The organism is Streptomyces violaceus, from assembly GCF_036014075.1.
Lineage (GTDB): Bacteria > Actinomycetota > Actinomycetes > Streptomycetales > Streptomycetaceae > Streptomyces > Streptomyces violaceus.
Genome location: NZ_CP107911.1, coordinates 7,828,553 through 7,846,920, shown reverse-complemented (window position 1 = coordinate 7,846,920; position 18,368 = coordinate 7,828,553). Strand labels below are relative to the sequence as shown.

Annotated in this window: 16 protein-coding genes; 6 read left to right on the top strand and 10 right to left on the bottom strand. The window is 72.1% G+C overall.

Annotated features, from left to right (window positions below; all coding sequences use genetic code 11):
- Positions 1 to 145 precede the first annotated feature (145 nt).
- The 8 genes from OG542_RS35420 to OG542_RS35385 form a co-directional block, all read right to left on the bottom strand.
- Positions 146 to 286 (bottom strand): hypothetical protein, encoded by a 141-nt coding sequence (locus tag OG542_RS35420; RefSeq protein ID WP_311130045.1) that lies wholly within the window; start codon positions 284 to 286, stop codon positions 146 to 148.
- 87 nt (positions 287 to 373) lie between these two features.
- On the bottom strand, positions 374 to 1,774 hold the full coding sequence (locus OG542_RS35415; protein WP_328416242.1) for a cytochrome P450: 1,401 nt from the start codon (positions 1,772 to 1,774) through the stop codon (positions 374 to 376).
- Between the two features lie 146 nt (positions 1,775 to 1,920).
- On the bottom strand, positions 1,921 to 3,027 hold the full coding sequence (locus tag OG542_RS35410; RefSeq protein ID WP_261679138.1) for an NAD(P)/FAD-dependent oxidoreductase: 1,107 nt from the start codon (positions 3,025 to 3,027) through the stop codon (positions 1,921 to 1,923).
- A gap of 168 nt (positions 3,028 to 3,195) precedes the next feature.
- Entirely contained in the window at positions 3,196 to 4,359 is a 1,164-nt protein-coding gene (locus tag OG542_RS35405) for a substrate-binding domain-containing protein (RefSeq protein WP_328416238.1), read from the bottom strand.
- Positions 4,360 to 4,403: 44 nt separating this feature from the next.
- Positions 4,404 to 5,477 carry an ABC transporter permease gene (locus tag OG542_RS35400; protein ID WP_328416236.1) on the bottom strand — a complete coding sequence of 358 codons (1,074 nt, stop codon included), beginning with the start codon at positions 5,475 to 5,477 and terminating at the stop codon, positions 4,404 to 4,406.
- Positions 5,474 to 7,042: a sugar ABC transporter ATP-binding protein gene (locus tag OG542_RS35395; RefSeq protein ID WP_328416234.1), complete on the bottom strand. Its 1,569-nt coding sequence runs from the start codon at positions 7,040 to 7,042 to the stop codon at positions 5,474 to 5,476. Before OG542_RS35395 ends, OG542_RS35400 begins: the two co-directional genes overlap by 4 nt.
- 66 nt (positions 7,043 to 7,108) lie before the next feature.
- Complete coding sequence (locus OG542_RS35390; RefSeq protein ID WP_328416232.1) at positions 7,109 to 10,069, bottom strand: SpoIIE family protein phosphatase; 2,961 nt, start codon at positions 10,067 to 10,069, stop codon at positions 7,109 to 7,111.
- Between the two features lie 119 nt (positions 10,070 to 10,188).
- A complete protein-coding gene (locus tag OG542_RS35385; protein WP_311130051.1) occupies positions 10,189 to 10,611 on the bottom strand; it encodes a secondary thiamine-phosphate synthase enzyme YjbQ in 423 nt (140 codons plus the stop codon).
- Positions 10,612 to 10,732: 121 nt separating this feature from the next.
- Here OG542_RS35385 and OG542_RS40785 point away from each other — a divergent pair, with 121 nt between their 5' ends.
- From OG542_RS40785 to OG542_RS35365, 5 genes are all read left to right on the top strand, one after another.
- Positions 10,733 to 10,816 carry a putative leader peptide gene (locus OG542_RS40785; RefSeq protein ID WP_311737185.1) on the top strand — a complete coding sequence of 28 codons (84 nt, stop codon included), beginning with the start codon at positions 10,733 to 10,735 and terminating at the stop codon, positions 10,814 to 10,816.
- 137 nt (positions 10,817 to 10,953) lie between these two features.
- Positions 10,954 to 11,823 (top strand): ABC transporter permease, encoded by an 870-nt coding sequence (locus OG542_RS35380; protein ID WP_311130052.1) that lies wholly within the window; start codon positions 10,954 to 10,956, stop codon positions 11,821 to 11,823.
- A complete protein-coding gene (locus OG542_RS35375) occupies positions 11,796 to 12,536 on the top strand; it encodes an ABC transporter ATP-binding protein (protein WP_328416228.1) in 741 nt (246 codons plus the stop codon). The genes OG542_RS35380 and OG542_RS35375 overlap by 28 nt, the downstream gene beginning before the upstream one ends.
- A gap of 54 nt (positions 12,537 to 12,590) precedes the next feature.
- Entirely contained in the window at positions 12,591 to 13,619 is a 1,029-nt protein-coding gene (locus tag OG542_RS35370) for an ABC transporter substrate-binding protein (protein WP_328416226.1), read from the top strand.
- Between the two features lie 68 nt (positions 13,620 to 13,687).
- Entirely contained in the window at positions 13,688 to 14,767 is a 1,080-nt protein-coding gene (locus tag OG542_RS35365; RefSeq protein WP_328416224.1) for an NAD(P)-binding domain-containing protein, read from the top strand.
- A 101-nt stretch (positions 14,768 to 14,868) separates the two neighbouring features.
- Here OG542_RS35365 and mltG read toward each other — a convergent pair whose 3' ends face one another.
- Both mltG and OG542_RS35355 read right to left on the bottom strand, forming a co-directional pair.
- Complete coding sequence (mltG, locus tag OG542_RS35360) at positions 14,869 to 15,714, bottom strand: endolytic transglycosylase MltG (RefSeq protein ID WP_328416222.1); 846 nt, start codon at positions 15,712 to 15,714, stop codon at positions 14,869 to 14,871.
- A 43-nt stretch (positions 15,715 to 15,757) separates the two neighbouring features.
- Complete coding sequence (locus tag OG542_RS35355; protein WP_328416220.1) at positions 15,758 to 17,560, bottom strand: ABC transporter ATP-binding protein; 1,803 nt, start codon at positions 17,558 to 17,560, stop codon at positions 15,758 to 15,760.
- Positions 17,561 to 17,692: 132 nt separating this feature from the next.
- Here OG542_RS35355 and OG542_RS35350 point away from each other — a divergent pair, with 132 nt between their 5' ends.
- Positions 17,693 to 18,142, top strand: a complete 450-nt coding sequence (locus OG542_RS35350) for a MarR family winged helix-turn-helix transcriptional regulator (protein WP_311130524.1) — start codon at positions 17,693 to 17,695, stop codon at positions 18,140 to 18,142.
- Positions 18,143 to 18,368 lie beyond the last annotated feature (226 nt).

The following is an 18,368-nucleotide window of genomic DNA, read 5'->3' as shown; positions in this document are numbered from 1 at the left end:
GGTGAGGGTGTGGCTGCCCGACCCGGCCTCGAACGGCGGCTTGCCGTCGGGCAGTTCGACCAGGGCGGTGATGTTGGGCGGGACGGCCGCCGTGACCGTGAGGGTGTCGCCCTGCCGCTCCCGCCGCCCAACCATCTGACGGCGATCACCCGGACGACCGGCGGGCTTCATGGCTCGGCGCGATCCGGATCTTGGTGGAGTCGGACTGGGTGTGCGAGCCGGGCAGGTCGTCGAGGTGATCCTGCCCGGCCCCCGCGGGCCGCCGCGCGACACCACCGCTTGTCACGCGTGCGGCGTGAGACCGTCACCCCGAGCCGGGGGAAACGGCGATACGGGACGGGTGTTCCGGCCGGACGCCCGCCCGGCCCCGCGGTCAGCGGCCGCCGCGGATCAGGCCGGTCAGATAGCGCCACAGCGAGGAGCGCTGCCGGGCGGACGGGTCCGGCAGGACCTCCTCCGCCACCCCCGGCGCGGGGTCGTCCGCCGCCGGCCGCGCGGGCGCCGAGGCGAGTTCGTAGCGCACGGGCAGCGAGCGCAGGCCCCGCATGAACGGGGAGGAACGCCAGGGCAGTTGATCGGCGGGCAGCGCGAGATCGAGGTGGTCGAACCGCTCGAACAGGCGCCCCACACCGGCCGCCGCGACCGTCGAGGCGAGCTCCCGTGCCGGGCACTGGCGCGGACCTGCTCCCCAGGACAGATGCGCCCGGGTGCTGATGGTGGTGCCGGAGGCGACGTGGTCGGCGAAGAGCGGGTCGGCGTGTGCGGCGGCCGAGGAGACCCACACCGGGTCGCCGGCCCGGATCGTGTGGTTGCCGAGCGGCGTGTCCTGGGCGGCGAAACGAGGGACGAAGTTCACCAGGGGCGGCTTGCGCATGACCACCCGGTTCATGGTCTCCCTGACCATCCCGGCGGACAGGCTGGCGCGCACGCTGCTCTCCCCGGAGATGACCTCGACGACGGTGTTGGAGATGAGGATGCCGACGTGGTCGGAGGTCATGCCCAGGAGCATGAACAGCTCGCGGGCGAGATGGTCGAGCGAGAGATCCGGGTGCGCGGCCAGCAGGTACGAGGGGAAGTCGTCGCCGGGTTTCTTGAGCTTCCCCGCGGCCAGTTCCGCCAGGGTCGCGAGCAGGCGCTCCAGCGCGGCCTCGGCGTCCGGGCCCGCGTCGAGCACGCGCCACATGTCCATCAGCGCGTCGTCGCCCTGCGAGCCGGGGAAGCCCAGCAGATGGCTCGCCACCATCAGCGGCAGCGGCCGGGAGAACTGCGCGGACAGGTCCGCCACGCCGGTTTTGCCGCCCTCCCCCACCAGGGTGATGAGCTCGTCGGCGTAGGCGGTGACGGCGGACTTCAGACGCTTCGCCTGCGGGTGGCGCGGGTCCTGGAAGGGCTTGAGGGCCACGTCCCAGGCGGACCGCAGCGGCCGGTAACCGGGGCCGCCCTGGATCAGGATGTGGTTGACCTCCAGGGACGGGCCGAGCGGCCAGTCGGCCGGCACCCTGCCCTCGGAGCGGGCCCGCCAGTTCTCCAGCCCCTTCGGGAAGCCGTCGTTGTCCTGGAGCACGTGGAGCGCCTCGCGGTAGCCCAGGACCAGCCAGGCGGGAACACCCAGCAGATCGACCGGTGCGACCGGGCCGTGTTCGTGCCGCAACCGCTCGTACACGAGCGAGGGACGCGTCTCGTAGTCCCGGGTCAGCAGCGGTTCGGGACTCAGCTCCTCCAGCCGCGTGTCGTCCAGGTCCACGGATCCGCCGTCACCCCACTGGGATTCCATCGTCTTGCCACCCTCCGACACGCCCTGTACCGGCACACCATCAGTCGGTAGCCGGAAACGGTGGGGACCCTACCCCAGAGGCAACTCGCGGGTAACGACGGGGGGTGGGGTGACGTGGGTGATCCGGCGGCGGAGTGCGGCGCGGATCAGGCCGCCGTGTAGCCGAGTTGACGGCGCATGTAGGGCGTCATGAGCGTTTTCGCCTTGGCCAGGGTGGTGGTGCGGCTGCCGAGGACGGCGGACTCGCCGCCGGGTACGGGCAGCACGGTCAGTCCGTCGGCCGGGCCGAACGGCACGATGAGGGGGGTGCGCTGGATCGGCCGGTAGAAGCGCGGTTCCTTGCGGTGCTTGCCGGAACTCTGCAGGTAGGCGCGGATGTTGTGGGCGGCGATGTCCGCCTGGGCGAGGGCGGCGGGGGTGATCTTGAGTTCGCTGACGTCGTTCACGTCGCCGACGGCGAACACGTCCAGCCTCCCCTCGACGCGCAGCGTCCGGTCGACCTTGACGTGTCCGTCCCGGTTGAGCCAGTCGCCGTGTCCGGCCAGGCGGAGCCAGAGCGTGTTGGGGGTGGTGCCCGTCGCCCAGAAGGACAGGTCGGCCTCGAGGACGGCGCCGCGGGCGTCGCGGTAGGTGCCGAAGTCGTTGCCGGGGGACATGAAGGCGTCGAGCCGTACCTCGACGTCGTGCGACTCCAGCCAGGCCAGGGCCTTGCGTCCGGGCCGGGTGCTGCCCGTGGAGTCGAGCAGCGCCGGCCCGGAGTGGGCGAGCGTGACCCGGGCGTCGGGGCGGGCCAGGCGGATCTCGGCGCTGAGTTCGACGCCCCCGGGGCCGCCGCCGACGACGAGGACGTGTTCGGCCGTGGCGACGTTGCGCTGGTGTTCGGCGAACGACTTGGCCGCCTCCTCGGTGGTGGTACCTGTGAAGCGGGCCGGCTCGGGGTAGTCGGCGCCGGTGGCGATCACGACCACGTCGTAGGGCAGCCGCGCGCCGGTGGCGAGGACGACCTGCCGCTCGGCGGTGTCGATGCGGACGCACTTGCCCGCGACCACCCGGCCGTTGCCGAGCAGCCGGTCGTACGGGATGAAGGGGGTGTGGGTCCACTCGGGGCGGACACCGGCGCGCAGGGAGGCGACGCGATGGAAGAAGACCTCCTTGCGGTCCACCAGCGTGACCCGGGCGAGGCCGTCCAGCCGCTTCGCCAGCCGGACGCCGGCGTAGCCGCCGCCGATCACCACTACGTCGCCGTCGTACACACCGAGTCTCCTGTGCCTGGTGGGGGGTGCGAGTGCCGCCGCGGACGGGCCCCGCTCGGATCGACCCCCGGCGGCCACTCGACTGAGGGCGAGATTAGCGCTTGAAACTTAAAGGGACTTCTAGGTTCCGTGCATGTTCCGTGAAGGGATCGGTACCCTGACCGGCCGTCACTTGCCCCAGATCTTCCGGTACGCCTCCTGGTAGCCCGACGGGTCCCAGGTCGAGGCGCCCTCGCTGTTGCCGGCCGTGGCGATGTGGATGGGGGCCGTGTACCCGCTCGCCGGGCGGCCCGCGAAGGCGCGGTTGAACTCGTCTACGATCTGCCAGCCCTGAAGGGTGAGCGGCTCGGGCACCGTGGCGGCCTGGTACTGCTCGCTGTTGATGCGCTGGAAGGCGGACGGGTCGCCGTCGCCTGCGCCGATGTTGAAGGGCGGGCCGGAGCCCTTCTCGCCGGCCGCGCGGAAGGCGGGGGCGGCGTCGGCGAAGTACAGGTCGTTGATGGCGACGGAGTGGGTCCAGCGGTTCTGGAACCGGGAGAGCAGGGAGGAGATCTCCCGCGGGGTGCGGCTGCTCGCGTCGGGGATCGGGATGTTCTCGACCGAGAGCAGCCGCACACCGGAGCAGGCGGCGAGCTCCTTCCTGATCAGGTCGGACTTGTTCCTGGCGAAGGGGATCGAGGCGTCGGTGATGACCACGACCCCGGCGCGGCCGTCCGAGTCGGAGATGATCCACTGCGCGCTGATGCGGGCCACGTCCTGGACCCGGGTGGTGACGTTGGTGAAGAGGTCGGGCTGCCGGCTGGGGCCGGGCTCGGGAACCGCGTGCCAGCCGATGAGCGGGATGCCCTGTGCGTTGGCCCGCGCGGCCTGCTGTGCCGTGGAGTCGGGGTCGAACCCGCCGATGACGATGCCCGCGGGCCTCAGGGCCACGGCCTCGCTCATGGCCGCCTGGATGCCGGCCGGGGTGCCTCCGCCGTCGATCACCCGGACGTCCCATCCGATGGCCCGCGCGGCTTCCCGCACCCCCTTCGCGGCGCCCGCGACGCCGGGATTGGTCATGGTCTGGGCGACGTAGACGATCGTCTTGCCGGACACCGCCGCGGGGCCGCCGGTGGGCCCGCCCCAGGGGATGTCGGTCCGCTCCGCCCGGGTGACCGCGGCCTGGGCCCTGGCGTGGACGGCGGGGCAGCCGCTCGGGCCCGTCGCGGTCTCGTCCGCGCCGTCCGACGAACCGCGTTCGCAGCCGACGAGGGCGGCCGCCGTCGCCAGCAGGGCGCAGGAGGCGAGCCGCGCGGTGCGAGCCGCGCAGGCGGGCTTGTGGTTGCGGTGCACAAAAGCTCCTGTGAGGGGATCGACGCGGTGGGACGTGCCGTGGGTCAGGGCGGCGTGCCCGCCGTTCCGGCCTCGGGCGTCGGGGAGGACGGTGGCGGGGGCGGCGCCGCGGGCGAGTCGCGCGCCGCAGCCCCGCCGCGCAGCCTGCGCCGGGCGGCGTATCCGGCCAGGCCCACGGCGATGAGGAGGGTGCCGCCGTGGAACAGCGGGACCGTCCAGAAGTCGGCGCCGAGCTGGGCGATGCCGGTGAGTCCGACGGCGAGGACGGCCACGGCGACGACGGTGCCGAGGGCGTTGGGCCGGCCGGGCTTGATCGCCGTGGAGCCGAGGAGGGCGCCGACGAAGGCGGGCAGCAGGTAGTCGAGGCCGACGCTCGGGTTGCCGATCTGCTGCTGGGACGCGAGCAGCACACCGGCGAAGCCGACGATCAGCCCTGAGGCGGCGAACGCGTAGACGGTGTACTTGCGGGTCGGGATGCCGACCAGGTCCGCCGCGCGCGGGTTCGACCCGACGACGTACAGGTACCGGCCGAGCGGCAGCCGTTCCAGCACCAGCCAGAGGATTCCCGCGAGGGCGATCACGTAGAAGGCCGGCACCGGGAGGCCGAGGAACGTGGAGTCGTAGAGGTCGGTGAACGCGGGCGGGAGTCCCTGTGGGCCGGGGACGATCCGGCTGCCGTCGGTGATCCAGCCGGTCACGGCGTACAGCATGCTGCCGGTTCCCAGGGTGGCGATGAAGGAGTCGATGCGGCCGAACTCGACGATGACGCCGTTGAGGACACCGACGACCAGGCCTCCGGCGATCACCGTGAGGCAGGCGAGGGGCCAGGGCCAGGACCCGTTGACGATGAGCTGCAGCACCATCACATGGGCCAGGCCGAGGCCGTAGCCGATGGACAGGTCGAACGCGCCGGTGACGATGGGGACCATGGCGGCGAGTGCGAGGACGGCGGGGATCGACTGGTTGGACAGGATCGAGTCGACGGTGTCCAGCGTGGGGAAGGTGCTCGGCAGGGCGAGGGAGAAGACCAGGTAGAGCACGGCGGTGAGGGCGAGCAGACCGTAGGCGCCGATGTGGTGCCCGCCCGGCCGGCGTGGTCGGATCCGGGGGGCCGTCATGGGTTCGTCGCGGCGGTGGACGGGGGCATGGCCGAGGCGGCCCGGGTGAGCCCGGCGACGGTGAGCGCCCTGCCGCTGAGCTCGGCCGTCACCGACCCGCGGACGAAGACCAGGGTGCGCCGGCACACGCTCACGACCTCCTCGAAGTCGGTGGACAGGAGCAGGACCGCCAGGCCCGCCTCCAGTGCCTCGTCGAGCAGGCGGTGGATCGCGGCCTTGGCGCCGATGTCCACGCTCGCGGTCGGCTCCTCGAGGATCAGCAGCCGCAGGTCCGTGCGCAGCCAGCGGCCGATCATGACCTTCTGCTGGTTGCCGCCGGAGAGTGTGGCGATGGGGGTCTCGCTGTCGCGGGGGCGGACCGAGAACCGTTCGACGAGAGCGGCGGCCGTGGCGCGCTCGCGCCGGGGCCCGATCCAGCGCGGCGCCGCCACGCCTCCCGCGCGCGGGTTGGCCAGGAGGTTCTCCCGCACGGTCAACTCGGCGAGACAGCTCTCCCGCAACCGGTCCCCCGGCACGAACCCCACACCGAGGCCGACGGCCTCGGCGACCGTACGGGGGCGATACGACCGCCCGTACAGCACGGCCCGTCCGTCCAGGATCGGCCGGGCGCCGGCGAGGGCCCGGCCCAGATCCATGTGCCCTGCGTCGGAGAGCCCGACCAGGCCGAGGACCTCCCCGCCCGCGAGTTCCAGACTGACGGGTCCGGCCAGGGGGGTGCGTACGGAGTCGAGGGTCAGGACGGGGGGTGCGCCTGCTGGCGGGGGCGGGGCCGGAGGTCCTCCGGCGGGGCGGGCGGCAAGGGGTTTCTCCTCGCCGACGATGTCCTGGACCAGGCGGGCCGGGCTGTGGTCCGTCAGGCTGCCGTGGCTGACGAGGTGGCCGTCGCGGAGGACGGCGAAGGTGTCGGCGACCTGGTAGACCTCGTCCAGGCGGTGGCTGACGTAGAGGACGGCGTGGCCGCGGTCGCGCAGATCGTGCAGGACGTGGAAGAGCCGGGCACTGTCCGTGGCGGGCAGGCGGGCGGTGGGCTCGTCGAGGACGATGAGCTTCGCGCGTGCCGCCAGGGCCCTGGCGATGGCGACCAGCGAGCGGTCGGCCGGTGCGAGCCCGGAGACCGGCGCGTCGGGGTCGAGGTGGGCGGCGACGACGCGCAGGGCGTCGACGCAGCGCTCACGGGTGCGGCGCCAGGAGATCAGCCCGGTCCGGCGTCCGTACCCGGTGGTCAGGGCGATGTTCTCGGCGACCGTCATCCACTCCACGAGACCGAGGTCCTGGTGGATGAAGGACATGTCGCGGGAGGCGGTGGGGCTGCCGAGGGGCTGCCCGTCCACCGTGATCTGCCCCGCGTCGGCGTGATGGACTCCGGCGAGCACCTTGATGAGCGTGGACTTTCCGGCCCCGTTGGGACCGAGGAGGGCGAGCACGCTGCCCGCGTGCACATCGAGGTCGACCCCGGCCAGCGCGACGGTCGCGCCGAACCGCTTGCTGAGCCCGCGGATACGGACCAGGGGCTCCGGTCCGAAGGGCGAAGCCGCCTTCGCTGGCGGGTCGGGAGCGGCGTGCACTCGATCAAATTACAGCATTTCGGGCATTTCGCGGGGCGCTGTGGCTCCAACGGGCCCGTGGACGCGTCACGCGGCGTCGAGCCCGCATTCGGCCCAGATGACCTTGCCCTCCGGGAGGTAACGCGTCCCCCAGCTCTGCGAGAGCTGTGCGACGAGGAAGAGTCCGCGTCCGCCCTCGTCGGTGCTGGCCGCCCGGCGCAGATGCGGAGCGGTGTTGCTGGCGTCGGAGACCTCGCAGATCAGGGCGTGGCCGTACAGCAGCCGTACCCGGATGGGCCCGGCGCCGTGCCGGATGGCATTGGTCATCAGCTCGCTGAGGATCAGCTCCGCTGCGAACGCGGTCTCGTCGAGCCCCCACTCGGTCAGCCGCCGCATGGCGTCCGCGCGGACCTCCCCGACGAGTGCCGCGTCGGCGGGCAGCTCCCAGGTGGCGATCCGGTCGGCGTCCAGGGCGTGGACGCGGGCCACGAGCAGGGCGATGTCGTCGTGGGGGTGCGCGGGCGCCACGGTGTCGAGGACCGCCTGGCAGGTGTCCTCGGGTGCGCGCTCCGGGTGGGCCAGGGCCTCGCGCAGCTGCTCCAGGACCACGTCGACGTCGCGGTTGCGGTCCTCGATGAGGCCGTCGGTGTAGAGGACCAGCTGACTGCCGGCGGGGAGGTCGACCTCGACGGCGTCGAAGGGCAGGCCCCCGAGACCGAGCGGAGGCCCGGCCGGGAGGTCGGGGTAGGACACGGTGCCGTCGCGGTGGACGAGCGCGGGCGGCGGGTGCCCGGCGCGGGCCATCAGGCACCGTTGCGAGGTGGGGTCGTAGACGGCGTAGAGGCAGGTCGCGCCGATGACGCCGGCGCCCTTGCCGTCGGGGTCCTCCCGGTCCAGGCGCCCCACGAGGTTGTCAAGGTGGACGAGGACCTCGTCCGGGGGGAAGTCGAGCTCGGCGAAGCTGCGCGCGGCGGTGCGCAGCCGGCCCATGGTGGCCGCGGAGAGCATGCCGTGGCCGACGACGTCGCCGACGAGGAGCCCGACGCGGGCGCCGGAGAGGGGGATGACGTCGTACCAGTCCCCGCCCACGTCGGACTCGGCGGGCAGATAGCGATGGGCGATCTCGACGGCGTCCTGGTCGGGCAGACCGTGCGGGAGGAGCCGGCGCTGGAGGGCCAGGACCATGGTGCGTTCATGGGTGTAGCGCCGGGCGTTGTCGATGGACAGGGCGGCGCGGGTGGCGAGCTCCTGGGCCAGCGAGCAGTCGTCGTCGCCGAAGGAGCTCCCGGCGCGGTAGAAGCTGGCGATGCCCAGGAGGACACCGCGGGCGAGCAGGGGCACCGCGATGAGGGAGTGGACGTGGGCCAGCAGGCGTGCGGTGTGCTCGGGGTCCTGGGCGAGCCAGCCCGCGGCGGCCTTCAGATCCGGTTCCAGCACCGCCTCGCCGCTGTTCAGGCAGCGCAGCTGGGGCGAGGTCGGACCGAAGTCGACGCGCTTGCCGGGCGGAGTGAAGGGCAGGCCCTCGCGTACGCCGTACAGCACCGTGCGGCGCAGGTCGGCGAGGGGGTCGGCGGGCTCCTCGCCGCGCAGGACGGCTTCGGGCAGGTCGATGGTGACGAAGTCGGCCAGTCGCGGCACCGCCGTCTCGGCCAGTTCCTCGGCGGTGCGGCGCACGTCCAGGGTGGTGCCGATGCGGGCGCTGGCCTCGGACAGCAGCTCCAGGCGCCGGCGCGCGGCCAGGGCGTAGGCCCCGACGTGCGGCTCCCCCAGCATCACGAGCCCTCGGGCCGGGAACGGTGCGCCGGTGCGATCGTCCGCCGCGCTTCGGCCTCCGTCGCCCGGTACGGCCTCGCCAGGCGCGCCCCGACCCCCGGCGACCGTGACGACCTCGCCGGGCCCGGGCCCAGACCCGGCGGTTCCCTGGTCTCCGTCAGCCACGAAGGTCTCGCCGTGCCCAGCCGTTTTCCCGCCACCGTCGACCGCGGGCACCGGGCCGGGCCGGGCGGCGGGGCGTCCGGACGGCAGGGTGAGCGACGGGCGGGCGGGCGGCGGGGCCGACAGGGCGGCAAGGCCCGGCAGCTCGTCGGCCTGGTGCGGGAGGATGAAGGCCTCGCCCGCCGAGGATCCGGGCAGCAACGCCTCGATGGCGACGCCCTGCACCCCGGACGCACTCGTCATCGGGCGGCTCACGAGCGTCACCCGCCGGCCGTCGGGCAGGGTCACGTCGACGGCGGCCCGCTGCGCACGGGAGATCAGCTCGGCGGCCTTCTCCCGCAGGATCGCCTGGTCACGAGGATGGAATTCACCTACCGGCGCACCCGCCGCTAGGCCGCCGCGCAGGCCGACCGCCCCGGTCCCGGCCCCGGTGGCCAGATACGCCCGCAGCAGTGCGCGCTCGTGCGCGGAGCTCTGCCCCAGCAGCCGCCGCTCGATGACCTCGGCCGCCCTGCGGATCGCCGCGGCCAGCGCGGGGCGGTCGAAACCGCGCGGATAGCCGAAGCACAGGACGCCCTCGATGCGCCCGCTGAGCGGATCTCGGAGGGGAAGCGCGACGCAGGCGCTCTGCTGGGCGCGTTCCGCGAAGTGCTCGGCGCCGTGGACACGGATGAGCTGCCGCTCCGCGAGGGCCAGACCGATCCCGTTCGTGCCGGCGACCTGCTCGGCGAACACGAACCCGGGGACCCGCTGGATCGCCGGCAGGTCCCTGGCCATCGCCGGATCGCCGAAGCGGCGCAGCAGGACCGTCCCGTTCGCGTCCGCGACCGAGATGTTGACCTTGCTGCCGGAGAACGTGGACTGCAGCCGGTCGAGCACGGGAACGGCCGCGCGGACGATACGGCCCCCCGGGTCGAAGTCGTCCCGGTAGGGGAGGTCGGACTCGTCCGGCGACAGACCCAGGGACCGGCAGCGCTGCCACGAGTTCAGGATCGACGACCGTACGCCCGCCTCGACGGACTCGCCCTGGAGAAACCGCTCGCGACGAAGGGCGGGCCCCGTGCCGTCAGTCGCACGCCCCGCCGGCCTGGGTTCCTCGCCGGACCGAACCACGCTTCGCCTCACCTGCGCCTGCGATGAATCCGCTCATCGGAAAGAATCGTGCATTGATGAGGATACGGGCATTGCGGGCATGAGTCACGATTCGCTTGGCCCGTCTGGGCAGGCGGTACCTAGCCCAGGAAACTCAGGCGCACCTTCCGCTCCGGGTTGTCCTTGTTCGTGTCCACCAGGCAGACCGACTGCCACGTGCCGAGCTCCAGCCGGCCGTCCAGCACCGGCAGGGTCGCGTGGGGCGGGACGAGGGCGGGCAGGACGTGGTCGCGCCCGTGGCCGGGGCTGCCGTGCCGGTGCTGCCAGCGGTCGTCGGCGGGCAGCAGCGTGTGCAGCGCGGCCAGGAGGTCGTCGTCACTGCCGGCGCCGGTCTCGAGAACGGCGATGCCGGCTGTCGCGTGCGGGACGAAGACATTGAGGAGGCCGTCGCGGCCGGCGGCCGCCTCGCGCAGGAAGGACGCGCAGTCGCCGGTGATGTCGACGACTTTCTCCGTGGACCCGGAGGTGACGTTCAGAACTCGGGTGGTGAAGACATCTGACATGCCCCCATCCTGACGCACACGCGGGGTCTCACCGGGTCACGCCGGACCGAGGGGCGATACCGGCGTCCACTGGACGAGACGCCGTTGACCGTGCGCATGCCACCTGGCTAGGTTCAGCGGCATGTTGCGTTCAGCCCTGCTCACCACGCGCGGTCACATCGACCTGCTGCGGGTGACCTCCGCCGCGTGTCGCCGCGGCTGCTGACGCCCTCTCCTCTCCTCCCTCTCTCCGTTCACCTCGCCTTCCTCGCGCCTGCCCGTCGGTCTCCCCTGAGCCCGTGGGCGTGGCGATGACGAGGCGTGCCGTCAACGGCCCTCGCTCTCCCCCTGTGGAGCCCCTTCATGAGCATCAGCCATGCCCCGCCGAAGTCATCGGCGCCGGACATTTCGCCTGAATCAGCTTCTGACCTAGACCTTCAGCCTCTCGTCCCCACCTCCTCCCGCCGCACCCGCGTCCCCCGCTGGCTGCGCCGCACCACCGGCCCGGTCCTGCTGCTGGTGTTGTGGCAACTCCTGAGCAGCACGGGCTCGTTGCCGCCGGACGTGCTCGCCGCGCCCGGCCGTATCGCCCAGGTCGGCGGGGACATGGTCGCCGACGGTTCGCTGCCCGCGGCCATGGGCACCTCGCTCCAGCGGGTCGCGGCCGGGCTGCTGTTCGGCCTGGCCGTCGGCACCGGACTCGCCCTGCTCTCGGGCCTGTTCCGGATCGGCGAGGACCTGGTGGACGCGCCCGTGCAGATGCTGCGGACCGTGCCGTTCGTGGGGCTCATCCCGCTGTTCATCATCTGGTTCGGCATCGGCGAGGCCCCCAAGGTCGCCATCATCACGCTCGGCGTGACCTTCCCGCTCTACCTCAACGTCTACGCCGGGATCCGTGGCGTGGACTCCCAGTTGATCGAGGCCGGGGAGTCCCTCGGACTGTCGAGGTGGGGCCTCGTACGGCACGTCGTGCTGCCCGGTGCGCTGCCGAGCGCGATGACCGGCCTGCGCTACTCGCTCGGCATCGCCTGGCTCGCGCTGGTCTTCGCCGAGCAGGTCAACGCAGACTCCGGCATCGGGTTCCTCATGGTGCAGGCGCGGGACTTCCTGCGGACCGACGTGATCGTGGTCTGCCTGGTCGTCTACGCCTTCCTCGGCCTGCTCGCCGATTTCATCGTCCGCTCCCTCGAAAGGCTGCTGCTGCAATGGCGACCGACGTTCACCGGCCGGTGACCCCCCAGGCGGTCCACGTCGACGGGCTCACCCGCTCCTTCGACGGCCGTGCCGTCATCGACGACCTGCGACTGGACGTCAAGCCGGGCGAGTTCGTGGCCCTGCTCGGCCGCAGCGGCTGCGGCAAGTCGACGCTGCTGCGCATCCTCGCCGGGCTCGACCGCGACATCGAGGGCACCGTCCTGGTGCCGCGCCGCAAGGCCGTCGCCTTCCAGGCACCGCGGCTGATGCCGTGGAAGAAGGTGTGGCGCAACGTCCTGCTCGGTCTGCCGGGCAAGCCCGAACGGGCCGTCGCCGAGCAGGCCCTCGACGAGGTCGGCCTCGGCCACCGCTCGGACGCCTGGCCCAAGACCCTCTCCGGCGGCGAGGCCCAACGCGCTTCCCTGGCCCGGGCGTTGGTGCGCGAACCCGATCTACTGCTGCTCGACGAGCCGTTCGGCGCGCTCGACGCGCTCACCCGTATCAAGGCCCAGCGGCTCGTGGGCGAGTTGTGGCAGCGCCGGGGGTGCGCGGTGCTCCTCGTCACCCATGACGTCGAGGAGGCCGTGCTGCTCGCCGACCGCGTCCTGGTGATGGACAACGGCGTCATCGCCCACGAGCAGCGCATCGACCTCGACCGCCCCCGCGACATCGCCGACCCGCGCTTCGCCACATTGCGCGCCGGACTCCTCGAACGCCTGGGCGTCGAGGCGACGGCCGCCGAAGCCGCCTGACCCGTCCCGCGAACTTCACGTACGACACGTACGACCCACACGAACGGAACCGCCATGCGACGACGCCTCGCCCCCGCCGCCCTGCTTCTCCCCCTCGCCCTTCTGCTCTCCGCCTGCGGCGGGAACTCGGCCGCCGGTACGTCGGACGGCGGCACCGACGGCCAGGGCGACGTCACGATCAACGTCGGTGACCAGAAGGGCGGTTCGGAGGCCATCCTGCGGGCCGCCGGGGAACTGAAGAACCTCGACTACAAGATCAAGTGGTCGACGTTCACCTCCGGCCCGCCCCTGCTGGAGGCCGTCAACGCCAAGGCCGTCGACATCGGCGGCGTCGGCAACACACCGCCGGTGTTCGCGGCCGGGGCGGGTTCGAAGATCAAGGTCGTCGCCGCGTGGCACGGCACGTCCAAGGGCGACACCATCCTCGTCCCGAACGACTCGTCCCTGAAGAACCCCGCGCAGCTCAAGGGCAGGTCGGTCGCCGTCGCCCAGGGGTCCTCCGCGAATTACCAGCTGGTCGCCTCGCTGAAGAAGGTCGGGCTGAAGCTGAGCGACGTCAAGGTCAAGTACCTCCAGCCGGCCGACGCGCTCGCCGCGTTCACCGCCGGCAAGGTCGACGCGTGGGCGGTGTGGGACCCGTACACGTCGCAGGTGCTCAAGGCCAAGCAGGGCCGCGTGCTGACCGACGGCCACGGTGTGACCAACGGGCTCACCTTCCAGGTCGCGGCACCGGACGCGCTGAAGGACAAGAAGAAGGCCGCCGCCGTCAAGGACTATCTGGAGCGGCTGCGGCGCGCCTACACGTGGGTGTACGACCACGAGGAGGAGTGGGCGAAGGTCTGGGCGAAGGACACCGGGCTCCCCGAGGACGTGGCCCTGGCAGCGGTGAAGCGCACCTACACCACCCGGGTCGAGGTCGCGGTCGACAAGCCTCTGATCGCCTCCGAGCAGGAGATCGCCGACACGTTCACGGCGTTGAAGCTCATCCCGCGCAAGGTCGACTTCGCCGACTACACCGACACCCGGTTCAACGGCGATCTGCCGCCGTCGACCACCGCGCCCCGGCCCTCGGAAGGCTCGTGACGGGCATGGCATGACGTGACCGGCCCCGGGGGGGGAAGATCCTTGCCCCCGGGACGGTTAGTAGAAGCGTGAACAATACGCGCGAGGTCGAGGTAGTCGTCATAGGCGCCGGTCAGGCCGGACTGGCCGGCGCCTTTCACCTGCGGCGAGCCGGTTTCGAGCCCGACCGCGACTTCGTCGTGCTGGACCACTCCCCCGGGCCCGGCGGCGCCTGGCAGTTCCGCTGGCCGTCGCTGACGTACGGCAAGGTGCACGGCATGCACGCGCTGCCGGGGATGGAACTCACCGGCGCGGACCCGGCGCGGCCGTCCGCCGAGGTGATCAGCGACTACTTCTACCGCTACGAGAGGACCTTCGACCTGCGGGTGCGGCGCCCGGTCGAGGTACGGGCCGTGCGCGAGGACTCCGGCGGGCGGCTGCTCGTGGAGACCTCGGACGGCGTGTGGTCGACGCGGGCGCTGATCAACGCGACCGGCACCTGGGACCGGCCGTTCTGGCCGCGCTATCCCGGGCAGGAGACCTTCCGGGGACAGCAGTTGCACACCGCTCGGTACCCCGGACCCGAGGAGTTCGCCGGGCAGCGGGTCGTCGTGGTGGGCGGCGGCGCGTCGGGCACGCAGCACCTGCTGGAGATCGCCGCGTACGCGGCTGCCACCACCTGGGTGACGCGGCGCCCGCCCGTCTTCCGCGAGGGGCCCTTCGACGAGAACGCGGGCCGGGCGGCGGTCGCGCTCGTCGAGGAGCGGGTGCGGCAGGGACTGCCGCCCAGGAGCGTCGTCTCGGTCACCGGGCTGCCGCTCAACGATGCGATCCGGCAGGGCATCGAGGACGGGGTGCTCGACCGGCAGCCGATGTTCGACCGCATCACACCCACCGGGGTGGACTGGAACGACGGCCGGCATGTCGATGCCGACGTCATCCTCTGGGCCACCGGCTTCCGGCCCGCCGTCGACCACCTCGCCCCGCTGCGGCTGCGCGAGCCGGGCGGTGGCATCCGCATCGAGGGCACGCGCGCGGCCGCCGACCCTCGGATCCACCTCGTCGGCTACGGACCGTCGGCCAGTACCATCGGCGCGAACCGGGCCGGCCGCGAGGCCGTACGTGACATCAGGCGACTACTGACCCAGGAGCCGGCGCTGCTCGTGTGACAGTGGGAGGGTGAGCTACGGTCTGCCTGCGGCTGCGGGCCCGTCCGTGGCTGGTCGCGCAGTTCCCCGCGCCCCTTTGGGGCGCAGCGCCGCCGCCCGAGTCACCCGGCCCCCCGCGCACCCGCGCTCTTCCTCTGGGCGTTGAATTCCGCCACGTTGCGCTGGTGTTCCGCGTAGTCCGCGGTGAAGCGGGTGTCGCCCGGCCGGACCGTGACGAAGTACAGCCAGTCGCCCGGGGGCGGGTTGACGGCGGCGCGCATCGCCTCCTCGCCCGGGTTGGCGATGGGTGTGGGCGGCAGGCCCATGCGCTGGTACGTGTTGTAGGGGTTGTCGATCCGGGTGTCGCTCTCCGTCGTCCGCAGAGTGGAGCGGCCCAGCGCGTAGTTGACGGTGGAGTCCATCTGGAGCGGCATACCGCGTTCGAGGCGGTTGAAGACGACCCGGGCCACCTTGCCCATGTCGGACGCGTCGGCCGCCTCCGCCTGGACGATGCTCGCGATGGTGACGGCCTGGTAGACGTTCATCGCGTTGCGCTGCGCCCCCGCGGCGATGGGCGCGCCGTTGAACTTCTCGTTCGCGGTGTCCACCATCCGCGCCAGGAGCTTCTCCGGCTTGGTCTTCCAGGGGAGTGGATAGGTCGCCGGGAAGAGGTAGCCCTCCGGATTTCCCCGGGCGTCGTCCGGCAGTTTCGTGGCGGCCTTCGCGAGGGACTTCTTCGCGCTGCCGGGTGGCAGGGCCAGGGCCTTGTCGACAGCGGCGTAGACCTGGCTCGCGCGCCAGCCCTCCGGGATCACGAGGGTCGCGGGCCGGCCGCCCTCCCCGTGCCCCAGGATCAGCAGCGGCACCGCCACGGCGGTGCCGACCAGGACGGCTCCGGTCGCGACGAGGACGATACGGCCCCGGCGCGTCAGTCGCATGGTGCTCCGTGGCGGAGTGTTCGTCTGCATGCGGGCACGGTAACCCGCATTTCACCACAAACCTGGCATATATTCAGTTTGTCGGTTCCAGTTGGGCATCCCGGCGTACGAGCGCCGCGTACCGCCCGTCCCGCTCCAGGAGTTCCTCGTGCGTGCCCCGTTCGACGACGCGCCCCGAGTCGAGGACCACGATCTGGTCGGCACGCCGCACCGTGGACAGCCGGTGGGCGATGGTGAGCGTGGTGCGGTCGGCCGACAGGGCGTCGATCGCCTCCTGGACGGCGGCCTCGGTCCTGGTGTCCAGGGCGCTGGTGGCCTCGTCGAGGATGAGGACCGGCGGGTCGCGCAGAATCGTGCGCGCGATGGCCAGGCGCTGCTTCTCACCGCCGGAGAAGCGGTGGCCGCGCTCGCCGACGACGGTGTCGTAGCCGTCGGGCAGGGACGCGATGTGGTCGTGGATCTGCGCCGCCTTCGCCGCCTGGTACAGCTCCTCGTCGGTGGCGTCCGGCCTGGCGAAGCGCAGGTTGTCGGCGACCGAGGCGTGGAAGAGGTACGTCTCCTGCGAGACGACACCGACCGCGCGCGCCAGGGTGTCGAAGTCGAGGTCGCGGACGTCGACCCCGTCGAGGGTGACGCGGCCTCCGGTGACGTCGTAGAGCCGGGGCACCAGATAGCCGAGGGTGGACTTGCCGGCGCCGGTGGAGCCGACGAGGGCGAGGCTGCCCCCGGCCGGGACGGTGAGGTCGATGGCGTCGAGGACCGGGCCGCCCTTGTCGTCGTAGCCGAAGGAGACGTTCTCGAAGCGGACCTCGCCCTTGACCCGGTCGAGGCGGACCGGGTCCGCGCGCTCGGTGATGTCGACGGGCAGGTCGAGGTACTCGAAGATGCGCTGGAAGAGGGCGAGCGAGGTCTGGATCTGCACACCGGTCGACAGCAGGCTCACGGCCGGGCGGAACAGGCCCTGCTGGAGCGAGACGAACGCGACGATCGTGCCGATGGAGACTTCGGGGCCGCCCAGCCGCAGGGCCATGCCCGCGGTCCAGTAGATGACGGCGGGCAGGGCGGCCATCACGATCGTGATCACGGCCATGCGCCAGCGGCCGGCCATGTTCGACCGCACCTCGAGGTCGACGAGCTCCTCGGACTCGTCGGCGAAGGACTTCGTCAGCGAGTCGGAGCGGCCCATCGTGCGGCCGAGCAGGATGCCGCTGACGGAGAGCGACTCGGTGACCGTGGCCGCCATGGTGGCCATCTGCTTCTGGCGCTGGGTGGTGATCCTGCGGCGCTCCTTGCCGACGCGGCGGCTGATCCACACGAACACCGGCAGCAACAACAGCGAGACGACCGTGAGACGCCAGTCGAGGACGACCATCGCGACGATCGTCGCGACGACGCTGGTCAGGTTGGAGACCAGGGAGGTCGCGGTGGAGGTGACGGTGGCCTGCATGCCGCCGATGTCGTTGGCGATGCGGGACTGCACCTCGCCCGTGCGCGTGCGCGTGAAGAACGCGAGGGACATGCGCTGGAGCCGGCCGTAGACGGCGGTGCGCAGGTCGTGCATGACGCGCTGGCCGACCGTCGTCGAGATCAGGGTCTGCAGCACGCCGAAGACGCTGGTGAGGACGGCGCTGAGGATCATGCCGAGGGCGAGCAGGCTGAGCAGGCCGGTGCGCCCCTGCGGGATCGCGACGTCGAGGATCTCCTTCAGCATGAAGGGCGTGGCCACCGAGACCAGCGACGCGGCGCCGACGAGCAGGCCGACGATCGCGAGGCGGCCCCGGTAGGGGCGGAAGAGCCTGAGGATGCGGCGGACCTGCCGTGGCTCTTCCTTGGAGCCGTCGGGTGGGGTCCATGGGGGTTCGTGGTCGGGAGGCATGGGCTCCTTCGAGAGAGGCACGGCACCGGCGGGCGCCGGGCGGGTCGGATCGTAGCTCATTGTTACCTATACTCACAATGAACTGCATCCTGATATTGTTCCCGTATGACCACGCCCGACGCCGACGGCCTGCTGACCACGCCCGACGCCGACGGCCTGCTCGCCGAGCAGTTGCTGCGGCTCACCCGCCGGGTCCATCGCATCCAGAAGCGCCATCTGGAGCAGCGCGACCTCGGCATCACCCCGGCCCAGTCCCGGCTGCTGCGCACCCTCGCGCACTGGGGCTCACCGCCGCGCATGGCCGATCTGGCCGAGCGTCTGGAGGTGGTGCCCCGGGCCGTGACGACTCTGGTCGACGGGCTGGAGGCGAGCGGGAAGGTGCGGCGGGTCCCGGACCCGGCGAACCGGCGGGTGATCCGCATCGAGCTCACGGACGACGGGCGGGGCGCGCTGCGCGAACTGCGGGCGGCGCGCAGGTCGGCCGCGGAGGAGATCCTCGCACCGCTCGCCGAGGATCAGCGCGCGGCGCTCGGGGGGCTGCTGGACACGCTGATCGACGGGGAGCCGGTCCGGCGGTGCTGAGGGCTTCGCCGATCAGGCAGGGAACGGTCCGGCGGTGCTGAGGGCTTCGCCGATCAGGCAGGAGACGACCCGGCGGCACGGAGAGCCTCACCCATCAACCAGGCACCAGCCCCGCGACACCGACATCCTCACCGATCAGGCGGGCGCCAAGCCGACGACCCCTCAGATCCTCGCCCCAACCAGGCGCCAGCCCTCGGCATCGAGAGCCTCGCCGATCGGCGCGGAG

What these genes read in the sequence shown, in the direction of transcription:
- OG542_RS35415 (WP_328416242.1), bottom strand. Translation starts at nt 1,774, where the DNA reads ATGGAATCCCAGTGGGGTGACGGCGGATCCGTGGACCTGGACGACACG.
- OG542_RS35400 (WP_328416236.1), bottom strand. Translation starts at nt 5,477, where the DNA reads ATGACGGCCCCCCGGATCCGACCACGCCGGCCGGGCGGGCACCACATC.
- OG542_RS35385 (WP_311130051.1), bottom strand. Translation starts at nt 10,611, where the DNA reads ATGTCAGATGTCTTCACCACCCGAGTTCTGAACGTCACCTCCGGGTCC.
- OG542_RS40785 (WP_311737185.1), top strand. Translation starts at nt 10,733, where the DNA reads ATGTTGCGTTCAGCCCTGCTCACCACGCGCGGTCACATCGACCTGCTG.
- OG542_RS35380 (WP_311130052.1), top strand. Translation starts at nt 10,954, where the DNA reads ATGAGCATCAGCCATGCCCCGCCGAAGTCATCGGCGCCGGACATTTCG.
- OG542_RS35375 (WP_328416228.1), top strand. Translation starts at nt 11,796, where the DNA reads ATGGCGACCGACGTTCACCGGCCGGTGACCCCCCAGGCGGTCCACGTC.
- OG542_RS35370 (WP_328416226.1), top strand. Translation starts at nt 12,591, where the DNA reads ATGCGACGACGCCTCGCCCCCGCCGCCCTGCTTCTCCCCCTCGCCCTT.
- mltG (WP_328416222.1), bottom strand. Translation starts at nt 15,714, where the DNA reads ATGCAGACGAACACTCCGCCACGGAGCACCATGCGACTGACGCGCCGG.
- OG542_RS35355 (WP_328416220.1), bottom strand. Translation starts at nt 17,560, where the DNA reads ATGCCTCCCGACCACGAACCCCCATGGACCCCACCCGACGGCTCCAAG.